Genomic DNA, 18,491 nt, shown 5'->3' with positions numbered 1-18,491 from the left:
GTCGGATCCGGCGCCGGCCGGTCGGCGGCGGGTCACCGCTCGGCCGTCGCGGGGTCGTCCACGGCGGGCCGTCACGCCGGGTCGCCCACGGCGGGCCGGCGCACAGCCGTCGCGCCGAGAGCCCGCCGGAGGGCCCCGGCGGCCGGCGGCACGAGAAGGGGCCCCGCCGTGTGGCAGGGCCCTTCGACGTCGTACGACGATCCGTGCTCAGCGGGAGCGCTTCGCGAGCCTCTCGACGTCCAGGAGGATCACCGCGCGGGCCTCCAGGCGCAGCCAGCCGCGCTGGGCGAAGTCGGCGAGGGCCTTGTTGACCGTCTCGCGGGAGGCGCCGACCAGCTGGGCCAGCTCCTCCTGGGTGAGGTCGTGGACGACGTGGATGCCTTCCTCGGACTGCACGCCGAAGCGGCGGGAGAGGTCGAGCAGCGCGCGGGCCACACGGCCCGGCACGTCAGAGAAGACCAGGTCGGACATCTGGTCGTTGGTCCTGCGCAGACGCCGTGCGATGGCGCGCAGGAGCGCGGAGGCCACCTCGGGGCGCGCGCTCAGCCAGGGCTGGAGGTCGCCGTGGCCGAGGCCGAGCAGCTTGACCTCGGTCAGAGCGGTGGCGGTCGCCGTGCGCGGGCCCGGGTCGAAGAGCGAGAGCTCGCCGATGAGTTCGCCGGGGCCGAGGACGGCCAGCATGTTCTCGCGACCGTCGGGGGAGGTGCGGTGGAGCTTCACCTTGCCCTCGGTGACCGCGTAGAGCCGGTCGCCCGGGTCGCCCTCATGGAACAGGGAGTCGCCACGCGCGAGAGTCACCTCACTCATGGAGGCGCGCAGTTCCGCGGACTGCTCGTCGTCGAGTGCCGCGAAGAGCGGGTTGCGCCGCAGAACGTCGTCCACGAGTTCTCTCCTTGTCGACCTGCTCAGGGGATCTTGTTCCCCCTTGGTACCAGGGGAACCCGGTGCCCATTTTGCCGGACGGTCCAAACAGTGTGATCTGTCACAAGGATGCCGCACACATGTCCCGGGGTAAGCGGCAGGGGTCCAATTGGGGGCCGGTCTTCGGGGTCCGGGGCGGATGTCAGTGCCGGGCTCTAGGCTGGCCGGGTGTCCAAAACGCCGGTGAGAGCACAGGCCGAGGGGGCTGGGCGGGTGGTTGCACGTCGGGATTCCGCTGTGGGCGAACAGGGCGCCGGGGGTGGAAAGAAAACGGCAAAAGCGGCAGGGAAGGCTCCGGTGGAGAAGAGGGCTTCGGCGAAGAAGACGGCCAAGAAGGCGGCTCCCGTGCGGAAGGCGGCCGCCGTGAAGGAGGCGACCGTCGCTCCCGAGAAGGCGGCGGCTCCGGTGAAGAAGGCCTCGGCCACGAAGACGGTCGCCGCGAAGCCGCCGAGGAGCGAGTCGCGGACCGCCCTCGTCCGCCGCGCCCGGCGCATCAACCGCGAGCTCGCGGAGGTGTTCCCGTACGCGCACCCCGAGTTGGACTTCGAGAACCCCTTCCAGCTGATCGTGGCGACGGTCCTGTCCGCGCAGACCACCGACCTGAGGGTCAATCAGACGACCCCCGCGCTGTTCGCCAAGTACCCGACCCCCGAGGACCTGGCCGCGGCCAATCCCGAGGAGGTCGAGGAGATCCTCCGGCCGACCGGGTTCTTCCGGGCCAAGACCAAGTCGGTGATAGGGCTCTCCAAGGCCCTGGTGGAGAACTTCGGCGGCGAGGTGCCGGGGCGGCTCGAAGACCTGGTCACGCTGCCCGGTGTCGGCCGCAAGACCGCCTTCGTCGTCCTCGGCAACGCCTTCGGGCGGCCCGGCATCACCGTCGACACCCACTTCATGCGCCTGGTCAGGCGCTGGCAGTGGACCGCCGAGACCGACCCCGACAAGATCGAGGCCGCCGTCTGCGCGCTCTTCCCGAAGAGCGACTGGACGGACCTGTCACACCACGTCATCTGGCACGGCCGCCGCATCTGCCACGCCCGCAAGCCCGCCTGCGGCGCCTGCCCCATCGCCCCGCTCTGCCCGGCCTACGGCGAGGGCGAGACGGACCCCGACAAGGCGCGGAAGCTCCTCAAGTACGAGAAGGGCGGCTTCCCGGGCCAGCGGCTGAACCCCCCGCAGGCCTATCTCGACGCGGGCGGCAAGGCCGCGCCCCCACTGGGGGCCACCGGGTGAGGACACGGACGACGCGCAGGGCACGGCCGGGAGGGCGGGCACGGACGCGGGCGGAACGATCTAAGGGCCTTCCTGCGTTGGGCAGGGCAGGACGACGGGGGTGGCGATGACACAGGCGAGCCATACGGAGGGCGTGACGCTCAGCAAGGACGGTCTGCCGGGCTGGCTGGACCCGGTGGTGCACGCCGTGGAGACGGTCGAGCCGCTCCAGCTCAGCCGCTTCCTGCCGCCGGCGAACGGCGCGGGGCGGCAGTCGGCCGTGCTGGTCCTGTTCGGCGAGGGCGAGCGCGGGCCCGAGCTGCTGCTCATGGAGCGGGCGAGTTCGCTCAGGTCGCACGCCGGGCAGCCGTCGTTCCCCGGCGGCGCGCTCGACCCGGAGGACGGCGACCCGAAGGGCGACGGGCCGCTCAGGGCCGCCCTGCGCGAGGCCGAGGAGGAGACCGGTCTCGACCCGTCGGGTGTCCAGCTCTTCGGCGTGCTGCCCAAGCTGTACATCCCGGTCAGCGGCTTCGTGGTGACCCCGGTGCTGGGCTGGTGGCGCGAGCCGACCCCGGTCGGGGTCGTCGACCCGAACGAGACGGCCCGCGTCTTCACGGTCCCCGTGGCGGATCTCACGGATCCCGACAACCGTGCGACGGCCGTGCACCCCAGCGGACACCGAGGTCCGGCATTCCTGGTCGAATCGGCCCTGGTATGGGGCTTCACCGCCGGAATCATCGACCGGATCCTGCACTACGCGGGCTGGGAGCGCCCCTGGGACCGCGAGAAGCAGGTCCCGCTCGACTGGCGCGCATGACAGGGTGGCGTCCGTGCTGTGTCGTCCCGGGGACAGCCCCCGGCCGACCGACCTGTGGTGAACGCGAAGTGATGAGGCGAGGCTCGAACCGGTGAACGTGCTGGACATCCTGTTGCTGGTCGCCGCCGTGTGGTTCGCGATCGTCGGCTACCGCCAGGGCTTCGTCGTAGGCATCCTGTCGGTGATCGGGTTCCTGGGCGGCGGTCTCGTCGCCGTCTACACCCTCCCCGTCATCTGGGACGCCGTGACCGACCACGCCGAGGTCGGCACGGTCGCCGCCGTCGTCGCCGTGGTCGTCGTCATCGTCTGCGCCTCCATCGGGCAGGCCCTGACCACCCACCTCGGCAACAAACTGCGCCGGTACATCACCTGGTCCCCGGCCCGCGCCCTGGACGCCACCGGCGGCGCCCTCGTCAACGTCCTCGCGATGCTCCTGGTCGCCTGGCTGATCGGCGCCACCCTCGCGCAGACCACCATGCCGACGGTCGGCAAGGAGGTACGCGGCTCCAAGGTGCTCCTCGGCGTGCAGGAGGCGCTGCCCTCGGACGCCGACACCTGGTTCAAGGACTTCACCTCGGTCCTCGCGCAGAACGGCTTCCCGCAGGTCTTCAGCCCGTTCTCCAACGAGCCCATCAAAGAGGTCCAGCCGCCCGACCCGAAGCTCGCGAACAGCGCCGTCGCCACCCGCGCCCAGCGCTCCATCGTCAAGGTCATGGGCACCGCGCAGAGCTGCGGCAAGGTCCTGGAGGGCACCGGCTTCGTCTTCGGCGACCGCCGCGTCATGACCAACGCCCACGTCGTCGGCGGGGTCGACGAGCCCACCGTCCAGATAGGCGGCGAGGGCAAGAAGTACGACGCCACGGTCGTCCTGTACGACTGGCAGCGCGACATCGCCGTCCTGGACGTGCCCGATCTGGACGCGCCAGCCCTGCAGTTCACGTCCGAGGACGCCGCCAGCGGGGACAGCGCGATCGTCGCGGGCTTCCCGGAGAACGGCTCGTACGACGTCCGCTCCGCGCGCGTGCGCGGGCGCATCGACGCCCACGGGCCGGACATCTACCACCGCGGCACCGTCAACCGCGACGTGTACTCCCTCTACGCGACCGTCCGCCAGGGCAACTCCGGCGGCCCGCTGCTCACCCCGGACGGCAAGGTATACGGCGTGGTCTTCGCGAAGTCACTCGACGACGCCGACACCGGGTACGCGCTCACCGCGGACGAGATCCAGGAGGACATCACCAAGGGGCGCACCGCGAACCAGCAGGTGGACAGCGACAGCTGCGCGCTGTGAGAGGTGCCGCGGGACCGGAGCGTCAGCCGCGGGGGTGACGCAGGCGTACCGAGACCCAGCGGGCCCGGCGGCGCAGGATGCGCGGAATGCCCACCCTCAGGTCCGTGCCGCCCGGCAGTTGCGGGGCACCGCCCTGATGGTGGGAGCTCAGGGCAGCGCCCGAGCGTCGATTGCGTGCTGCGTCACCGTAGTCGTGCGTCCAGCCCATACCCGGACGTGTGCCCCCGCCCCAAGGTCGATAACCGCCCCCACGCCCCCCAATTGGCCTATGCGCCGGGCAAGTGGCCGTTCGTAGGACAGGCGTTCAGATCCGGGTACCGGGCGCGACGCGTTGTTCACCGATCGGGTTCGGGATCCTTCAGCCAATTGATCAGTTCTGTCGAGAAGGCGACCGGATCCTCCTCGTGCGGGAAGTGCCCCAGGCCGTCGAACAGCCGCCAGCGGTACGGCGCTTCGACGTACTCCCCGGATCCGGCCGCACTGCGTGTCCGCATCACCGGGTCGAGCGAGCCGTGCAGATGCAGGGTCGGCACCCGGACGGGCCGCTTCATGCGCCGGTTGAACTGGATGCCGTCGGGACGGGCCATCGACCGCACCATCCAGCGGTACGGCTCGACCGAGCAGTGCGCCGTCGAGGGGATGCACATCGCCGCCCGGTACGTCTCCACCGCCTTGTCGTCCGGCAGCCGCGGGCCGGACCAGTCCCGGATCAGCTCGGCGACCAGCGCGCCGTCGTCCGCGGTGAGCTGCCGCTCGGGGACCCAGGGCCGCTGGAACCCCCAGATGTAGGAGCCGGCCCGGGTCTGCTTGACGTCCGAGAGCATCGCCGAGCGCCAGCGCCGGGGGTGCGGCATCGAGGCGACCGCGAGCCGTCGTACCAGCTTGGGACGCATCGCGGCCGCCGTCCACGCCAGATAGCCGCCCAGGTCGTGGCCGACCAGCGCGGCGTCCGGCTCGCCGAGGGAGCGGATCACGCCGGTGACGTCGAGCGCGAGGTTGGCCGGGTCGTAGCCGCGCGGGGTGCGGTCGCTGCCGCCGACGCCGCGCAGGTCCATGGCCACGGCCCGGAAGCCGGCGTCGGCGAGCGCCTCCAGTTGGTGGCGCCAGGTCCACCAGAACTGGGGGAAGCCGTGCAGGAACATCACGAGCGGTCCGTCGCCCAGTTCGGCGATGTGGAAGCGCGCGCCGTTGGCCGCCACGTCCCGGTGCGTCCAGGGACCGTCGGGCCGTACGAGTGAGGCGGGCTGCTGCGCCGAAGGGGTGGCGGGGTCGGTCATGACGACGAGCGTGCCACAGCCTCGATGGCCTTCGTGTTGCGGACCCGCTCCTCCAGGACCTTGTTGTCGCCGTCGGGTCGCGGGTGCGGCTTGGCGTTCTGGAGCACGCCGGCCGTCTCCTTCACCGAGGCGGCGACCTTCTGCGGGCCCTTGCCCTTCTGCGCCTTCTTCGCGAAGACGACCCCGATCAGCGCGAGGACCAGCGCGACGAGGACGTTCGCGGCGAAGGACAGCAGGAAGCAGACCGCGAGGTTCCAGTCGCTCCAGGTCCGGATGCCGTACGCCAGCGCGAAGTTGAGCATCGGCAGGGAGAACAGCAGGACCGCGCCGGCCACGCTGAACGCGCCGCCGCTCATCGCGCCCTTCTTGACGTCCTGCTTGAGCTGCGCCTTCGCCAGCGCGATCTCGTCGTGCACCAGCGCGGACATCTCGGTCGTCGCCGAGGCGAACAGCTGGCCGATGCTGCGTTCGGCGCCGACCGGGCTGCCGTCGGGTGCGCTCATCGCGGTCTCCCTCTTCACTTCGACTCTTCACCAGGACCCTTGTGGGCCGTGACTTTTGTACCGTCCCGTCAGATCATGCCCGACGGTCGTCCTCCTCGCCTGCCCCGCCCGCCACTTCGGCAAGCCGCTCGGCGGTCTTGAGCTCGGCGATCCGGCGGTGCTCGGCGGCCTTGCGCTCGTGGATGGCCGCCATGCGCAGGTGGTACGCCGGGTCGTCCTCCTCGTAGACGTCCGGAATGCCGTCGAGGTCCTCGTCGCGCTCCTCGGTCTCGTACAGCCGCCGGTACTTGGCGTTGCGCAGCTTCAGCAGCACGGTCGCGAGGGTGGCGGCGGTGAGCGAGCCGAGGAGTACGGCCGCCTTAACCTCGTCGGTCAGCGCCGCGTCGCCGTCGAAGGCGAGCTCCCCGATGAGCAGCGACACGGTGAAGCCGATGCCGGCGAGGGTCGCCACCCCGAACACGTCGGCCCACTCGAGGTCCTCGCTGAGCGAGGCCCGGGTGAAACGGGCCGTCAGCCACGTCCCGCCGAAGATGCCGAGCGCCTTGCCGAGGACCAGCCCGAGCACCACGCCGAGGGTCTCCGGCTGGGTGAACACGTCGCCGAGCGCGCCGCCGGAGACGGAGACACCCGCGCTGAAGAGGGCGAACAGCGGGACGGCCAGGCCTGCCGAGAGCGGCCGTACGAGATGCTCGATGTGCTCGCCCGGGGAGCTCTGCTCGTCCTCCCGCCGGGTGCAGCGCAGCATCAGGCCCATCGCGACGCCCGCGATGGTGGCGTGGATGCCGCTGTTGTACATCAGCGCCCAGATCACCAGCGCGAGCGGGACGTAGACGTACCACCCGCGTACGCCCTTGCGCAGCAGCAGCCAGAAGACCGCCAGGCCGAGGGCGGCGCCGCCGAGCGCGGCGAAGTCGATGTCGGCGGTGAAGAAGACCGCGATGATCAGGATCGCGAAGAGGTCGTCGACGACGGCGAGGGTGAGCAGGAAGGCGCGCAGCGCGCTCGGCAGCCAGGTGCCGATGACGGCGAGCACGGCGAGCGCGAAGGCGATGTCGGTGGCGGTGGGCACGGCCCAGCCGGCCAGGGAGCCGCCGCCGGTGAGGTTGGTGAGCGTGTAGACGAGTGCCGGTACGGCCATGCCGCACAGGGCCGCGACCACGGGAAGCGCGGCCGCCCTGGGGTCCTTCAGGTCACCGGCGACCAGCTCGCGTTTGAGTTCGATGCCGGCCACGAAGAAGAAGATCGCGAGGAGTCCGTCGGCGGCCCAGTGCTCGATCGACAGGTCGAGTCCGAGGGCCGCGGGACCCAGGTGGTAGTGGCTGACGCTCTCGTAACTGTCGTGCAGCGCGGGGATGTTCGCCCAGACCAGCGCGGCGACGGCGGCGATGAGCAGCAGCACACCGCCGACCGTCTCGGTGCGCAGCGCGTCCGCGACGAAGGTGCGCTCGGGGAGCGAGAGACGTCCGAGGACCTTGCGAGTGGGCGCGGGCATCAGGGGGACCTCCGGTCGGTGGGCAGGGCAGAACTACTCGCCGACCAGACTTCCCGGCACACCTTGAGGGTCACGCTGTTTTGTTTAGTTTACCTAAAAGGGGCGCCGGGCGCGGTCCCGCGCCCGGCGCCCCCCCTTGTTCAAGAAGCCGCTCAGTCCTCGCTGGGCGTGGCCGGCAGCTTGGCCTGGATGAGGTCCATGACCGTGGAGTCCGTCAGCGTGGTGACGTCACCGAGCTCGCGGTTCTCGGCGACGTCCCGCAGCAGTCGGCGCATGATCTTGCCGGAGCGGGTCTTGGGCAGCTCGGCCACCGGCAGGATCCGCTTCGGCTTGGCGATCGGGCCGAGGGTGGCGCCGACGTGGTTGCGCAGCTCGTTGACCAGGCCTTCGTCCTCTGCGTTCGCCGTGCCGCGCAGGATCACGAAGGCGACGATGGCCTGCCCGGTGGTCTCGTCCGCGGCGCCGACGACGGCCGCTTCGGCGACCGAGGGGTGCGAGACGAGCGCGGACTCGACCTCGGTGGTCGAGATGTTGTGGCCGGAGACCAGCATGACGTCGTCGACGCGGCCCAGCAGCCAGATGTCGCCGTCGTCGTCCTTCTTCGCGCCGTCACCGGCGAAGTACCTGTTCTCGAAGCGCGACCAGTACGTGTCGAGGAAGCGCTGGTCGTCGCCCCAGATGGTGCGCAGCATCGACGGCCACGGCTCGGTGAGGACGAGGTAGCCGCCACCGCCGTTCGGGACTTCCTTGGCCTCGTCGTCCACCACGGTGGCCGAGATGCCGGGCAGCGGCGTCTGCGCGGAACCGGGCTTGGTCGCGGTGACCCCCGGCAGCGGCGAGATCATCATCGCGCCGGTCTCGGTCTGCCACCAGGTGTCCACGATCGGGGTCCGGTCGGCGCCGATGTGCTTGCGGTACCAGATCCACGCCTCGGGGTTGATCGGCTCACCGACCGAGCCGAGCACGCGCAGGCTGGACAGGTCGAACTTCGCGGGGATGTCGTCGCCCCACTTCATGAACGTACGGATCGCCGTGGGCGCCGTGTACAGGATCGTCACCCCGTACTTCTGGATGATCTCCCAGAAGCGGCCCTGGTGCGGGGTGTCCGGAGTCCCCTCGTACATGACCTGGGTGGCGCCGTTGGCGAGCGGGCCGTAGACGATGTACGAGTGCCCGGTCACCCAGCCGACGTCGGCCGTGCACCAGTACACGTCGGTCTCCGGCTTGAGGTCGAAGACGGCGTGGTGGGTGTACGCGGTCTGGGTGAGGTAGCCGCCGGAGGTGTGCAGGATGCCCTTGGGCTTGCCCGTCGTACCGGACGTGTACAGGATGAACAGCGGCTGCTCGGCGTTGAACGCCTCGGGCGTGTGCTCGGCCGACTGGCGCTCGACGATCTCGTGCCACCACACGTCCCGGCTGTCGTCCCAGGCGACCTCCTGGCCGGTGCGGCGGACGACCAGCACGTGCTCGACGTTGCCGGCCTTGCCGACCGCCTCGTCGACGGCGGGCTTGAGCGCGGACGGCTTGCCGCGCCGGTAGCCGCCGTCGGAGGTGATGACGACCTTGGCGTCGGCGTCCTGGATGCGGGTGGCGAGGGCGTCCGCCGAGAAGCCGCCGAAGACCACGGAGTGCGCGGCGCCGATCCGCGCGCACGCGAGCATCGCGACCGCCGTCTCGGGGATCATCGGCATGTAGACGGCGACCCGGTCGCCCTTCTGGACGCCCAGTTCCAGCAGGGCGTTCGCGGCCCGGGAGACCTCGTCCTTGAGCTCGGCGTAGGTGATCGCGCGGCTGTCGCCCGGCTCGCCCTCGAAGTGGATGGCGACCCGGTCGCCGTGGCCCGCCTCGACATGCCGGTCGACGCAGTTGTACGCCACATTGAGCTCGCCGTCCTTGAACCACTTGGCGAACGGCGGGTTCGACCAGTCCAGCGTCTCGGTCGGCTCCTTGGCCCAGCTCAGCCGGCGGGCCTGCGCGGCCCAGAAACCCAGCCGGTCAGCCTTGGCCTCCTCATACGCCTCCGCCGTGACGTTGGCGTTCGCGGCCAGGTCGGCGGGGGGTGCGAACCTGCGCTCTTCCTTGAGCAGGTTGGCCAGGCTTTCGTTGCTCACGGCATCTGCCTTTCCCAGGGTGTCCGTTGTGTCCCAGGCCACAGCTCATCAGACCGGGGGTGCGATGACAAGGGTCGACCGAAAATTGGTTTAGACCTGTGGACCCGTCGAGTCCGGCGGCCCGGCTCATCCGTACCCACGGACGCCGACCAGGCGGAGTTCAGCAGGTGTAACGCCTTTCACACTCCCGCCCAAGTACGGGTGAAGCGCCGTCGACACATCTGGGTGAGGGGAGTCCGAGTGGACGGGATACGGGGCGGACCGCAGGCGGCGGCTCGCGACCCACAGCTCTTCGAGGAGTTCTACCGGCGCCATGTGGACGCGATGACGTCTTTCGTGGCCCGGCGTGTCGCGGACCCCCACACGGTCGCCGACCTGACGGCGGAGATCTTCCTCGCCGTCCTGGACTCCGCCCACACCTACCGCCCGTCCCGGGGCAGCGAGCGGGCCTGGCTGTACGGCATCGCGCGCAACGTGGTCGCCGGGGAGCGCCGCCGGGTCGCCCGCGAGACCGACCGCGACCGGCGCATCTCGGGCCGGCGGCTGCTGGAGCCCGACGACATCGCCCGCCTGGAGGACAAGCTCGACGCGCAGAGCCCGGGCCGCCGCGCCCTGGCCGCACTGGAACGGCTCCCCGCGGGGGAGAGAGCCGTCCTGGAACTGGTCGCGGTCGACCAGCTGACGGTGTCCGAGGCCGCCGCCGCACTGGGCATCGCCCAGGTCACGGCCCGCGTACGGCTGCACCGGGCGCGCAAGTCGTTGCGCGGGGCGACGGGTGAGCCCACCGACGGGCCGCTCGGCACATCCCTGTCATACGTCACCGGAGGAACCGGGGGAGAGGCATGACCACCAGGACTACGTTCGAGGACCGGCTGCTGGCGGAACTGCGCCGCGAGATCGACCTGCGCGCGGCCGACCCTACGACGGACGCGGCGCCGACGTCCGTGTGGCGCCGCCGCCTCCCGGCCCTCACCGCTCCGAGACTCGGCCTCGTGACCCTGGCCTGCGCCGCTGTCGCGGGCGCCTGGGTGCTGATGCCGGGCTCCCCCGCCGAAAGCCCGGCCTACGCGGTGGTGTCGCACCCGGACGGGAGCCTGACGGTCACCATGAACGACATCGGCCTCGGCGGCACCCTGCCGGACGGGCTCGTCGAACGGCTCAAGGAGAACGGCGTCCACGTGGTCGTGGACAACGTGCCGAACGGCTACGAGTGCACCGAGCCCCGGGGGAAGGGGGTCCCGAGCAGCTCCGATCCGAGCGAGGACCCCAGCTGGGTGTTCGACCTGCGGCGCGGGGACTCCCTGGTCCTCGAAAAGCTGGGGCAGCGCCAGCCCGACGGGAGTTTCCAGCGGGTCACCGGCTACGTCTTCGTCCGTGGTGAGGTCGCCCCGTGCCATCCGATTCCCGCCCCGGAGCCCGGCCCGGCGGAGACGTCCGGTCTCCGCTGAGCGGGCGGCGTGGGCGCGCCCGCGCGACGGCGCGCCCAGGCCTCGGCTACGCGGGGCTGTGCAGACCCTCCGCATCGCTCACAAGGTCGAACACCTCCGCGCCGGACGCCTCGGTGAGCAGGTACGCCTGCGCCTCGCCCACGTGGAAGTACATCCCGTGCAGCTCCAGCTCCCCCTCCCGCAGGGCGCGGGCGACCGAGTCATGGGCGCTCAGGTGCTCCAACTGCTGGACCACGTTGGTCAGACAGAGCTGCTCGACCGCGTCGGTGGGCGCCCGCCCGGCAAGTCTGGCCCAGGGCCTGCTGCCGTCGGCCATCCGCTCCAGGCTGGGCAGTCCGTGCCGCAGCCAGCGCTTCAACGGGGTCTGGGCGCCGCCCGGTTCGGAGTTGAGCAGTGCCTGCATGGCCCCGCAGCCGGAGTGCCCGCACACCGTGATGGAGCGCACCTTCAGCACGTCCACCGCGTACTCGATCGCGGCCGCCACCGAGTCATCCCCGCTCTCCTCACCGGGCAGGGGGACGAGGTTGCCCACATTGCGCACCACGAACAGGTCGCCCGGACCACTGGAGGTGATCATCGAGGTGACCAGCCGGGAGTCGGCGCAGGTGAGGAAGAGCTGGTCGGGCTGCTGGCCCTCACGCGCCAGCCGGGCCAGCTCACCCCGCACGATCGGCGCGGTGTTGCGCTGGAAAGCGCTGATGCCACGCGCCAGTTCGTGTCCGCTCGACCCCGGGGCACCGAGGGGACCTCCGGCACCGCTCGACCTGGTCGGCCTGGTCGTCCCGCCGGTCTCGCCGGGCGCACCGGTGTCCGCGGTGTCCGGACCGGTGGGCGGGCGCTCGCACTGGTGGTTGCGCCAGGCCGTCCAGGGGCGGCAGCGGCAGTCGGCGGAATCGGACGGCTCGGCGATGCGCGTCCCCGGCCTGCGCCCGGTCAGCTCGACGGAACCGCCCTGCGCGGTGTGCGTCTTCTGCCAGTCGTGCAGTGACTCGTACGCCGCGTGGTCCATGAACGACCCGTCCAGCTCCACGACGGCGTCCGCCCCGTGGGGGACGAGATGCAGGGCCCGGCTGAGCCGGGGCACCGCGAGGAACGTCAACTGCCCTCGTACGTGGACGTGATGGACTCCTTCCCTCTCGTAGTGCGTGATCCGGGTACGGGTGAGGCGGTGCAGGGCGACTCCGACGGCGACGGCGATGCCCAGCGTCACGCCCTCCAGGACACCGAACACGACCACGCCGAGGGTGGTGACGGCGTAGACCAGGACCTCTCGGTGGCGGGTCACCGTACGGATGTGGTGCAGGGACACCATCTGGATGCCGACGGACATCACCAGGGCGGCGAGCGCGGCGAGCGGGATGAACTCGAGGAGCGGGACCATCAGCAGCGTGGCGATCACTACGAGAACGCCGTGCAGCATCGTGGAGTTCCGGCTGACGGCACCCGCATGGACGTTCGCCGAACTGCGGACCGCCACACCGGCGACGGGCAGTCCGCCCAGGGAGCCGGAGACGATGTTGGCGGCGCCCTGTCCGAGCAGTTCGCGGTCCAGGTCGGAGCGGCCGACGCGGGCGCCGCCCGCACCGGAGCTCGCGGCGATCAGGTCGGGGCGCCCGGCCGCCAGCTTGTCGACGGCCACGGCGCCCAGCAGCGACTGCACGCTGCACACCAACGTGGTGGTGAGGACGGCGGCGACGAGCCCCAGCACGGGACCCTCGGGCAGCCCGGCCAGCGCGTGGCTGCTCCAGGACGGCAGATCGACCTTCGGCACGGCCAGCCCGGCGAGGGAGGCGGCGGTGGTTGCTCCGGCGACGGCCACGAGTGCGGCCGGGACTTTGCGCAGGAGGCGGCCCGCCCGGCCAGGGATCCGCGGCCAGAGGAAGAGCAGCGCCAGGGTCAGCGCGCTCACCGAGACCGAGGCGGGCTGGATACGCGCCAACTGGGCGGGCAGGCCACGGAGGTTGTCGAGGACGGAGCTCTGCGGGGTGCCGCCGAGGACGATGTGCAACTGGGCGACGGCGATGGTGACGCCGATGCCGGCGAGCATGCCGTGCACGATCGCGGGGCTGACGGCGAGCGCGCTGCGGGCCACGCGCAGGCAGCCGAGGCCGAGTTGGACCACTCCGGCCAGGACGGTGATGGCGCAGGTGGTCCGCCATCCGTAGCGGTGGATCAGGTCGGCGGTGACCACGGTGAGTCCGGCGGCGGGGCCGCTGACCTGGAGCGGACAGCCGCCCAGCCGGCCGGCGACGATCCCTCCGACGGCGGCGGCCACGAGGCCGGCCTGAAGCGGTGCGCCGGTGGCGAGGGCGATGCCCAGGGACAGGGGCAGGGCGATCAGGAAGACCGCGATGGAGGCCGACACGTCGGCGCTCGCGATCCGGAAGCGGCGGGGCGGGGCCGGCGGGGGGCTGTGGGCGGGGTGGATGCGCCTCGCGTCGTGCGAGTCGCTCGGGTCGGTCGTGCGGGTGGGAACAAAGGCTGACATTTTTCCCGTCTCCTCCGGGGCAGCGCGGTCGCGGAACAGGTGGTCCCCCGCGCGTGGCGGGGGTCGGGTCGCGGCCGTGGGTCACGGCGTGCAGCGGCGGGATGAATCAACGCTCGGTAAATGGATCGTAATGCAGAGTAAAGGACAGGCATAGACTTTCGGGGCAAATGGGTTAATGGCTCACCTGAATGGGTGAAGTGGGAATTTCATCGGCTTGTCGTACTAATTCCTTCTCGGGCACGTGCGAACTTGGCGGCGCTGTCGTTGCCCCGAGAGAAGGAAGAAGGTGGGCGGAACATGGCCGCCACCCACAGGATTGCCGCGGGAGCCGTGGTCGCCGCGGTCTGCGCCGCCTCGCTCGCCGGTTGCGCCACCGACACCACCGAGGGGGGAGCCGCCGGCCCGCAGAAGGCGAAGCCCGCCCAGGCCCCGCCCAAGCGGGTGTTCCGGCTGATCGGCGACGGCTCCACCGCGTACACCGGAGCGCAACCGCACCTGCCCAGAGCCCAACGCCTCAAGCCCGGCGAGAAGCCCCCGCAGTTCGTGGTGTTCTCCTGGGACGGCGCCGGCGAGGACAGCCAGAAGCTGTTCTCCCATTTCCGCGAGGTCGCCAAGGCGAACCACGCGACGATGACGTACTTCCTGAGCGGCGTGTACATGCTGCCGGAGGACAAACGCGTCGAGTACAGGCCGCCGCAGCACTCCCCGGGCCGCTCCGACATCGGCTTCAACGACGAGCAGGGCATCGCCGACACCGTCAAGCAGCTCCGCCTCGCCTGGCTGGAGGGCAACGAGATCGGCACCCACTTCAACGGTCACTTCTGCGGCAGCGGCGGCGGGGTGGGCCAGTGGTCGGTCGAGGAGTGGAAGGACGAGATCGCCCAGGCGAAGAAGTTCGTCAAGTCCTGGAAGACCAACACCGGGATGACCAAGGCCGCCCCGCTTCCCTTCGACTACGACAAGGAGCTCATCGGCGCCCGCACCCCCTGTCTCGAGGGCCGGAAGAACTTCATGGAGGCCGCCCGCGAGCTGGGCTTCCGCTACGACACCAGCGGGGTCAACGAGCAGCTGTGGCCGAAGAAGAAGCAGGGCCTGTGGGACCTGTCGATGCAGCTCGTGCCCTTCCCCGGGCACTCCTACGAGCAGCTCACCATGGACTACAACTTCATGGTCAACCAGTCCGGCACCAGGACCCAGGGCGACCCGGGCAAGCACGAGTTCTGGGGCGACCAGATGCGCGACGGCATCCTCAAGGGCTTCCACCGGGCCTACGACGGCAACCGCGCGCCTCTGATCATCGGCAACCACTTCGAGTCCTGGAACGGCGGCACCTACATGCGCGCCGTCGAGGAGACCGTCGAGCAGGTGTGCAACAAGCCCGACGTGCGCTGTGTCTCCTTCCGGCAGCTCGCCGACTGGCTGGACGCCCAGGATCCGAACACCCTCGAGAAGCTGCGTACCCTCGGGGTCGGCGAGGCACCGAAGCAGGGCTGGCCGGCCTTCCTGTCCGGCCGTCCGGCCCCGGCGCCGAAGGGCGTACCGGGGGCTCCGGCGGCCAAGCGGCCGTAGCGCCAGGCGGGGCCGTAGCGGGCGGGTGGCTGTACCGGCCAGGTGACAGTAGCGGTGGGCGGTCGCGGTCGTCGGGCGGTGGTGGCCGTCAGACGCTCGCGGCCGGCACCGCGCTCTCGCCGAGCACGAACGAGGGGTCGATCTGCGCCGCCAGGTCGGCCCCTGTGCGCTCGTTGCCCCAGGACCGGGCGTTCTTCAGGTGGAAGTGCGCCATCTGCTGGGTGTAACGCTCGGCGTCACGCAGGTCGTACGTCGCGTCGACGGCCGTCCGCAGCCGGTGCAGGGCGCGCCGGTTGACGTCCTCCAGGAGCGCGAACCGGGGCGGCTGGCCCTTCTCCAGGGCGCGCACCCAGTCGGAGTGCCCGACCGTCACCAGCAGGTCGTCCCCGACCTCGGCGCGGAGGAAGTCGAGGTCGTCCTGGCCCTGCACCTTGTTGCCGACGACCTTCAGGGCGACGCCGAAGTCGCGGGCGTACTCCTTGTACTGGCGATAGACGGAGACTCCCTTCCGGGTCGGCTCGGCGACGAGGAACGTCATGTCGAAACGGGTGAACATGCCGGAGGCGAAGGAGTCCGAGCCCGCCGTCATGTCCACCACGACGTACTCGTCCCGCCCGTCCACCAGGTGGTTCAGGCACAGCTCCACCGCTCCGGTCTTGGAGTGGTAGCAGGCGACCCCGAGGTCGGCTTCCGTGAAAGAGCCGGTGACCATCAAACGGACGACGTCGCCGTCGAGTTCCACCGGCCGGGCGCAGGCGTCGTAGACCGGGTTGTCCTCGCGCACCCGCAGCAGCCGCGAGCCCTCGCCGGGCGGGGTGGTCTTGATCATCTCCTCGGCCGAGGCGATCCGCGGATTGGTGCCGCGCAGGTATTCCTTGATCAACGGCAGCCGCTCACCCAGGGCGGGCAGAGCGGCCGCCTCCGCCTCGTCCAGGCCCAGGGCCGGCCCCAGGTGCTGGTTGATGTCGGCGTCGACGGCGATCACCGGCGCACCGGTGGCCGCGAGGTGGCGGATGAACAGGGAGGACAGGGTGGTCTTGCCGCTGCCACCCTTCCCGACGAAAGCAATTTTCATGTTCACCAAGAGTAGTCGGGTGATAGCTGTATGTGGCAGGCGGGCGTGAAGAAGACCACTCCATCGAGGGGTGCGGGGCCGGGTTGCGTAGGGTCGTACTCATGAGTACGACAGGCGCGAACGCCGATCCGCTCGCGGCCCTGGGCTCGCTGCCCGGTGTGGCCGAGTCCGTGGAGTCCGTGCGCAAGTCCGTGGACCGGGTCTACGGACACCGTGTCATGCGGCGCCGCAGCAACGAGATCACCTCCGAGGCCGCTCTGCGCGGCGCCCGCGGCTCGGCCGCGCTGTCCGGCGCGGACTGGGCCCTCGAAGAGGTGCGCCGACGCTCCGACTTCGGAGTCGACGGCGAGGCGCGGGTGATGGGCGCTGCGCTCAGGCTGACCGCCGAGGCAGGGCAACTGCTGTCCATCTGGCGTCAGTCGCCCCTACGGGTGCTGGCCCGGCTGCATCTGGTCGCCGCGGCCACCGACGAGGACGAGATCGGGCGCCCCCGGCAGGCCGGCGAGAGCGTCGACGAGCCGCTCATCGAGCTGCCCCTGCCGGACGCGGCCGAGGTCTCGGGCCGGCTGGAGGGCCTGTCCGAGCTGATCATCGCGGGCAGCTCGGCCCCCGCCCTGGTCACGGCCGCCGTCGTACAGGGAGAGCTTCTCGCCCTCAGGCCCTTCGTCTCCCACAACGGCCTGGTCGCGCGCGCGGCCGCGCGGATCGTCCTGGTCGGCAGTGGCCTCGACCCGAAGTCGGTCTGCCCGGCGGAGGTCGGTCACGCCGAACTGGGCCGGGCGGCCTATCTGGCGGCGCTCGACGGCTACGTCTCCGGCACCCCCGAGGGCATGGCCGCCTGGATCGCGCACTGCGGCAGCGCGATCGAACTGGGCGCGCGCGAGTCGACGGCGGTGTGCGAGGCGCTCCAGCGCGGGGCGGCGTAGGACCCCCTGAACAGGGTTGCGGCGGTACGAGGATTCGTACCGCCGCTGGCATGTTCACCGAGTTACCAAGCGTCCTCGATATATTGCCCATCAGGTCGGGAACTTCGCCCGTCACCTGGTGCGGCTGGCCCGTAATCGACGGGTCGACGTCGCGTGGGTGCCCGGTGTTCATGCTCGGTCCGTGGGGCCAAATGCGTTTTTAAGGTGATCCTCTCGGATGTCCTTGGTCTCGCGGGCCGTTAACCCCTTTGTACTCCTGGACCGCGGCAAGTGGAACCCCCGGCCGCCGTTCTTTACTTTTGTCCTCAAATAGGCGGCAAGTAGCCGGAATCACCTCAGGCGACGGTCGACCGACGCCGATTCGCGTACCAGACGAGACCCGCCGTCGCCGCCGCCGCTCCTATCGCGGCGACCGCGACGAGCGCCGGGCGGGGCGGTACGGCGAATCCGGGCAGCCGCTGCTTGAGCCGGACCGGCCGGTGGAAATCGAGAATCGGCCACCCGCGCGCGAGGGCCTCGCGACGCAGGGCGCGGTCCGGGTTGACCGCGTGCGGGTGGCCCACCGTTCGGAGCATCGGCAGGTCGGTCGCCGAGTCGCTGTAGGCGTAGCAGCGCTCCAGGTCGTAGCCCTCGGACTCGGCGAGTTCCTTGACGGCCTCGGCCTTCGTCGGGCCGTACGCGTAGTACTCCACCTCGCCGGTGAAGCAGCCGTCCTCGCCGACGACCATGCGGGTCGCCACCACCCGGTCGGCGCCCAGGAGTTCACCGATCGGCTCCACCACCTCGGCGCCGGACGTGGAGACGATGACGACGTCCCGGCCGGCGGTGTGGTGCTCCTCGATGAGAGAGGCGGCCTCGTCGTAGATGAGCGGGTCGATCAGGTCGTGCAGGGTCTCGGCCACGATCTCCTTGACCTGCTGGACGTTCCAGCCGCGCACCAGGGCGGAGAGGTACTCGCGGGTGCGCTCCATCTGGTCGTGGTCCATACCGCCGACGAGGAAGACGAACTGGGCATATGCGGTCCGCAAGGCGGCCCTGCGGTTGATCAGGCCGCCTTGGTAGAACGACTTGCTGAAGGTGAGCGTGCTCGACTTCGCAATGACCGTCTTGTCCAGGTCAAAGAAGGCGGCTGTGCGGGGCAAGGAGTGGTTTTCCACGACCCCGAGCATAGGCGCAGCCCATTCGGCGTAAGGTGAGGCGCGTGGGTTTGCCTGAGAGGGCTCTCGGGTACACCATGGAAGTCACGGATCGTTCGCGACCGTGCTAACCCGGTCCGGCTCCTCCCCCCCCGAGTCGGCCGTGGAGACGACCCCCACTCTCCCCCCCGGTGGGGGTCGTCGCATGTCCGGGTGGGTTTTTCTTCT

General features: G+C 70.6%; 16 protein-coding genes. 7 read left to right on the top strand and 9 right to left on the bottom strand.

The features are described from left to right. Nucleotides 1-207: 207 nt before the first annotated feature. Nucleotides 208-882, bottom strand: coding sequence for a Crp/Fnr family transcriptional regulator (locus ABZ098_RS27060; protein ID WP_007383667.1), 675 nt, complete (start codon nucleotides 880-882; stop codon nucleotides 208-210). A gap of 336 nt (nucleotides 883-1,218) precedes the next feature. Between ABZ098_RS27060 and nth the strand changes: the two genes are divergently transcribed. From nth to ABZ098_RS27045, 3 genes are all read left to right on the top strand, one after another. After that, a complete protein-coding gene (nth, locus tag ABZ098_RS27055; RefSeq protein ID WP_356595352.1) occupies nucleotides 1,219-2,151 on the top strand; it encodes an endonuclease III in 933 nt (310 codons plus the stop codon). A gap of 106 nt (nucleotides 2,152-2,257) precedes the next feature. Beyond that, nucleotides 2,258-2,947, top strand: coding sequence for a CoA pyrophosphatase (locus tag ABZ098_RS27050; protein WP_356595616.1), 690 nt, complete (start codon nucleotides 2,258-2,260; stop codon nucleotides 2,945-2,947). 91 nt (nucleotides 2,948-3,038) lie between these two features. After that, a complete protein-coding gene (locus tag ABZ098_RS27045; RefSeq protein WP_356595350.1) occupies nucleotides 3,039-4,238 on the top strand; it encodes a MarP family serine protease in 1,200 nt (399 codons plus the stop codon). Between the two features lie 22 nt (nucleotides 4,239-4,260). On the opposite strand, the gene ABZ098_RS27040 is transcribed toward ABZ098_RS27045, so the two are convergent. From ABZ098_RS27040 to acs, 5 genes are all read right to left on the bottom strand, one after another. Next, the gene (locus ABZ098_RS27040; protein ID WP_078936341.1) at nucleotides 4,261-4,446 is read right to left on the bottom strand and encodes a hypothetical protein; all 186 of its coding nucleotides are present in this window, start codon (nucleotides 4,444-4,446) and stop codon (nucleotides 4,261-4,263) included. Nucleotides 4,447-4,573: 127 nt separating this feature from the next. Further along, nucleotides 4,574-5,515 carry an alpha/beta hydrolase gene (locus tag ABZ098_RS27035; protein ID WP_356111305.1) on the bottom strand — a complete coding sequence of 314 codons (942 nt, stop codon included), beginning with the start codon at nucleotides 5,513-5,515 and terminating at the stop codon, nucleotides 4,574-4,576. Then, entirely contained in the window at nucleotides 5,512-6,018 is a 507-nt protein-coding gene (locus ABZ098_RS27030) for a phage holin family protein (protein ID WP_356595348.1), read from the bottom strand. The genes ABZ098_RS27035 and ABZ098_RS27030 overlap by 4 nt, the downstream gene beginning before the upstream one ends. 73 nt (nucleotides 6,019-6,091) lie before the next feature. Next, on the bottom strand, nucleotides 6,092-7,510 hold the full coding sequence (nhaA, locus tag ABZ098_RS27025) for a Na+/H+ antiporter NhaA (RefSeq protein WP_356595346.1): 1,419 nt from the start codon (nucleotides 7,508-7,510) through the stop codon (nucleotides 6,092-6,094). A gap of 152 nt (nucleotides 7,511-7,662) precedes the next feature. Further along, complete coding sequence (gene acs, locus ABZ098_RS27020; RefSeq protein ID WP_356595344.1) at nucleotides 7,663-9,621, bottom strand: acetate--CoA ligase; 1,959 nt, start codon at nucleotides 9,619-9,621, stop codon at nucleotides 7,663-7,665. Nucleotides 9,622-9,861: 240 nt separating this feature from the next. Here acs and ABZ098_RS27015 point away from each other — a divergent pair, with 240 nt between their 5' ends. Both ABZ098_RS27015 and ABZ098_RS27010 read left to right on the top strand, forming a co-directional pair. Next, nucleotides 9,862-10,467 carry an RNA polymerase sigma factor gene (locus ABZ098_RS27015; RefSeq protein WP_356595342.1) on the top strand — a complete coding sequence of 202 codons (606 nt, stop codon included), beginning with the start codon at nucleotides 9,862-9,864 and terminating at the stop codon, nucleotides 10,465-10,467. Beyond that, nucleotides 10,464-11,069 carry a hypothetical protein gene (locus ABZ098_RS27010; protein ID WP_356595340.1) on the top strand — a complete coding sequence of 202 codons (606 nt, stop codon included), beginning with the start codon at nucleotides 10,464-10,466 and terminating at the stop codon, nucleotides 11,067-11,069. The genes ABZ098_RS27015 and ABZ098_RS27010 overlap by 4 nt, the downstream gene beginning before the upstream one ends. Before the next feature lie 46 nt (nucleotides 11,070-11,115). Here ABZ098_RS27010 and ABZ098_RS27005 read toward each other — a convergent pair whose 3' ends face one another. Then, nucleotides 11,116-13,557, bottom strand: coding sequence for a SulP family inorganic anion transporter (locus tag ABZ098_RS27005; protein WP_356595338.1), 2,442 nt, complete (start codon nucleotides 13,555-13,557; stop codon nucleotides 11,116-11,118). A gap of 297 nt (nucleotides 13,558-13,854) precedes the next feature. Between ABZ098_RS27005 and ABZ098_RS27000 the strand changes: the two genes are divergently transcribed. Beyond that, a complete protein-coding gene (locus ABZ098_RS27000; RefSeq protein WP_356595336.1) occupies nucleotides 13,855-15,126 on the top strand; it encodes a hypothetical protein in 1,272 nt (423 codons plus the stop codon). Nucleotides 15,127-15,214: 88 nt separating this feature from the next. Here the strand turns inward: ABZ098_RS27000 and ABZ098_RS26995 are convergent, their stop codons facing one another. Then, the gene (locus tag ABZ098_RS26995; protein WP_356595334.1) at nucleotides 15,215-16,201 is read right to left on the bottom strand and encodes an ATP-binding protein; all 987 of its coding nucleotides are present in this window, start codon (nucleotides 16,199-16,201) and stop codon (nucleotides 15,215-15,217) included. Between the two features lie 101 nt (nucleotides 16,202-16,302). On the opposite strand from ABZ098_RS26995, the gene ABZ098_RS26990 reads away from it, so the two are divergent. Further along, nucleotides 16,303-17,127 (top strand): oxidoreductase, encoded by an 825-nt coding sequence (locus ABZ098_RS26990; protein WP_356595332.1) that lies wholly within the window; start codon nucleotides 16,303-16,305, stop codon nucleotides 17,125-17,127. A 335-nt stretch (nucleotides 17,128-17,462) separates the two neighbouring features. Here the strand turns inward: ABZ098_RS26990 and ABZ098_RS26985 are convergent, their stop codons facing one another. Further along, nucleotides 17,463-18,296, bottom strand: a complete 834-nt coding sequence (locus ABZ098_RS26985; RefSeq protein ID WP_356595330.1) for an HAD family hydrolase — start codon at nucleotides 18,294-18,296, stop codon at nucleotides 17,463-17,465. Nucleotides 18,297-18,491 lie beyond the last annotated feature (195 nt).

Source organism: Streptomyces sp. NPDC006335 (genome assembly GCF_040612795.1).
Classification (GTDB): Bacteria; Actinomycetota; Actinomycetes; order Streptomycetales; family Streptomycetaceae; genus Streptomyces.
The sequence above is the reverse complement of the archived record's forward strand: the minus strand, read 5'-3'. Positions and strand labels throughout refer to the sequence as shown.

Excerpts from the sequence above, each read along its gene's own strand:
- ABZ098_RS27050 (WP_356595616.1), top strand. The coding sequence starts at position 2,258 with ATGACACAGGCGAGCCATACGGAGGGCGTGACGCTCAGCAAGGACGGT.
- ABZ098_RS27040 (WP_078936341.1), bottom strand. The coding sequence starts at position 4,446 with ATGGGCTGGACGCACGACTACGGTGACGCAGCACGCAATCGACGCTCG.
- ABZ098_RS27035 (WP_356111305.1), bottom strand. The coding sequence starts at position 5,515 with ATGACCGACCCCGCCACCCCTTCGGCGCAGCAGCCCGCCTCACTCGTA.
- ABZ098_RS27030 (WP_356595348.1), bottom strand. The coding sequence starts at position 6,018 with ATGAGCGCACCCGACGGCAGCCCGGTCGGCGCCGAACGCAGCATCGGC.
- nhaA (WP_356595346.1), bottom strand. The coding sequence starts at position 7,510 with ATGCCCGCGCCCACTCGCAAGGTCCTCGGACGTCTCTCGCTCCCCGAG.
- ABZ098_RS27010 (WP_356595340.1), top strand. The coding sequence starts at position 10,464 with ATGACCACCAGGACTACGTTCGAGGACCGGCTGCTGGCGGAACTGCGC.
- ABZ098_RS27005 (WP_356595338.1), bottom strand. The coding sequence starts at position 13,557 with ATGTCAGCCTTTGTTCCCACCCGCACGACCGACCCGAGCGACTCGCAC.
- ABZ098_RS27000 (WP_356595336.1), top strand. The coding sequence starts at position 13,855 with ATGGCCGCCACCCACAGGATTGCCGCGGGAGCCGTGGTCGCCGCGGTC.
- ABZ098_RS26995 (WP_356595334.1), bottom strand. The coding sequence starts at position 16,201 with ATGAAAATTGCTTTCGTCGGGAAGGGTGGCAGCGGCAAGACCACCCTG.
- ABZ098_RS26990 (WP_356595332.1), top strand. The coding sequence starts at position 16,303 with ATGAGTACGACAGGCGCGAACGCCGATCCGCTCGCGGCCCTGGGCTCG.
- ABZ098_RS26985 (WP_356595330.1), bottom strand. The coding sequence starts at position 18,296 with ATGCTCGGGGTCGTGGAAAACCACTCCTTGCCCCGCACAGCCGCCTTC.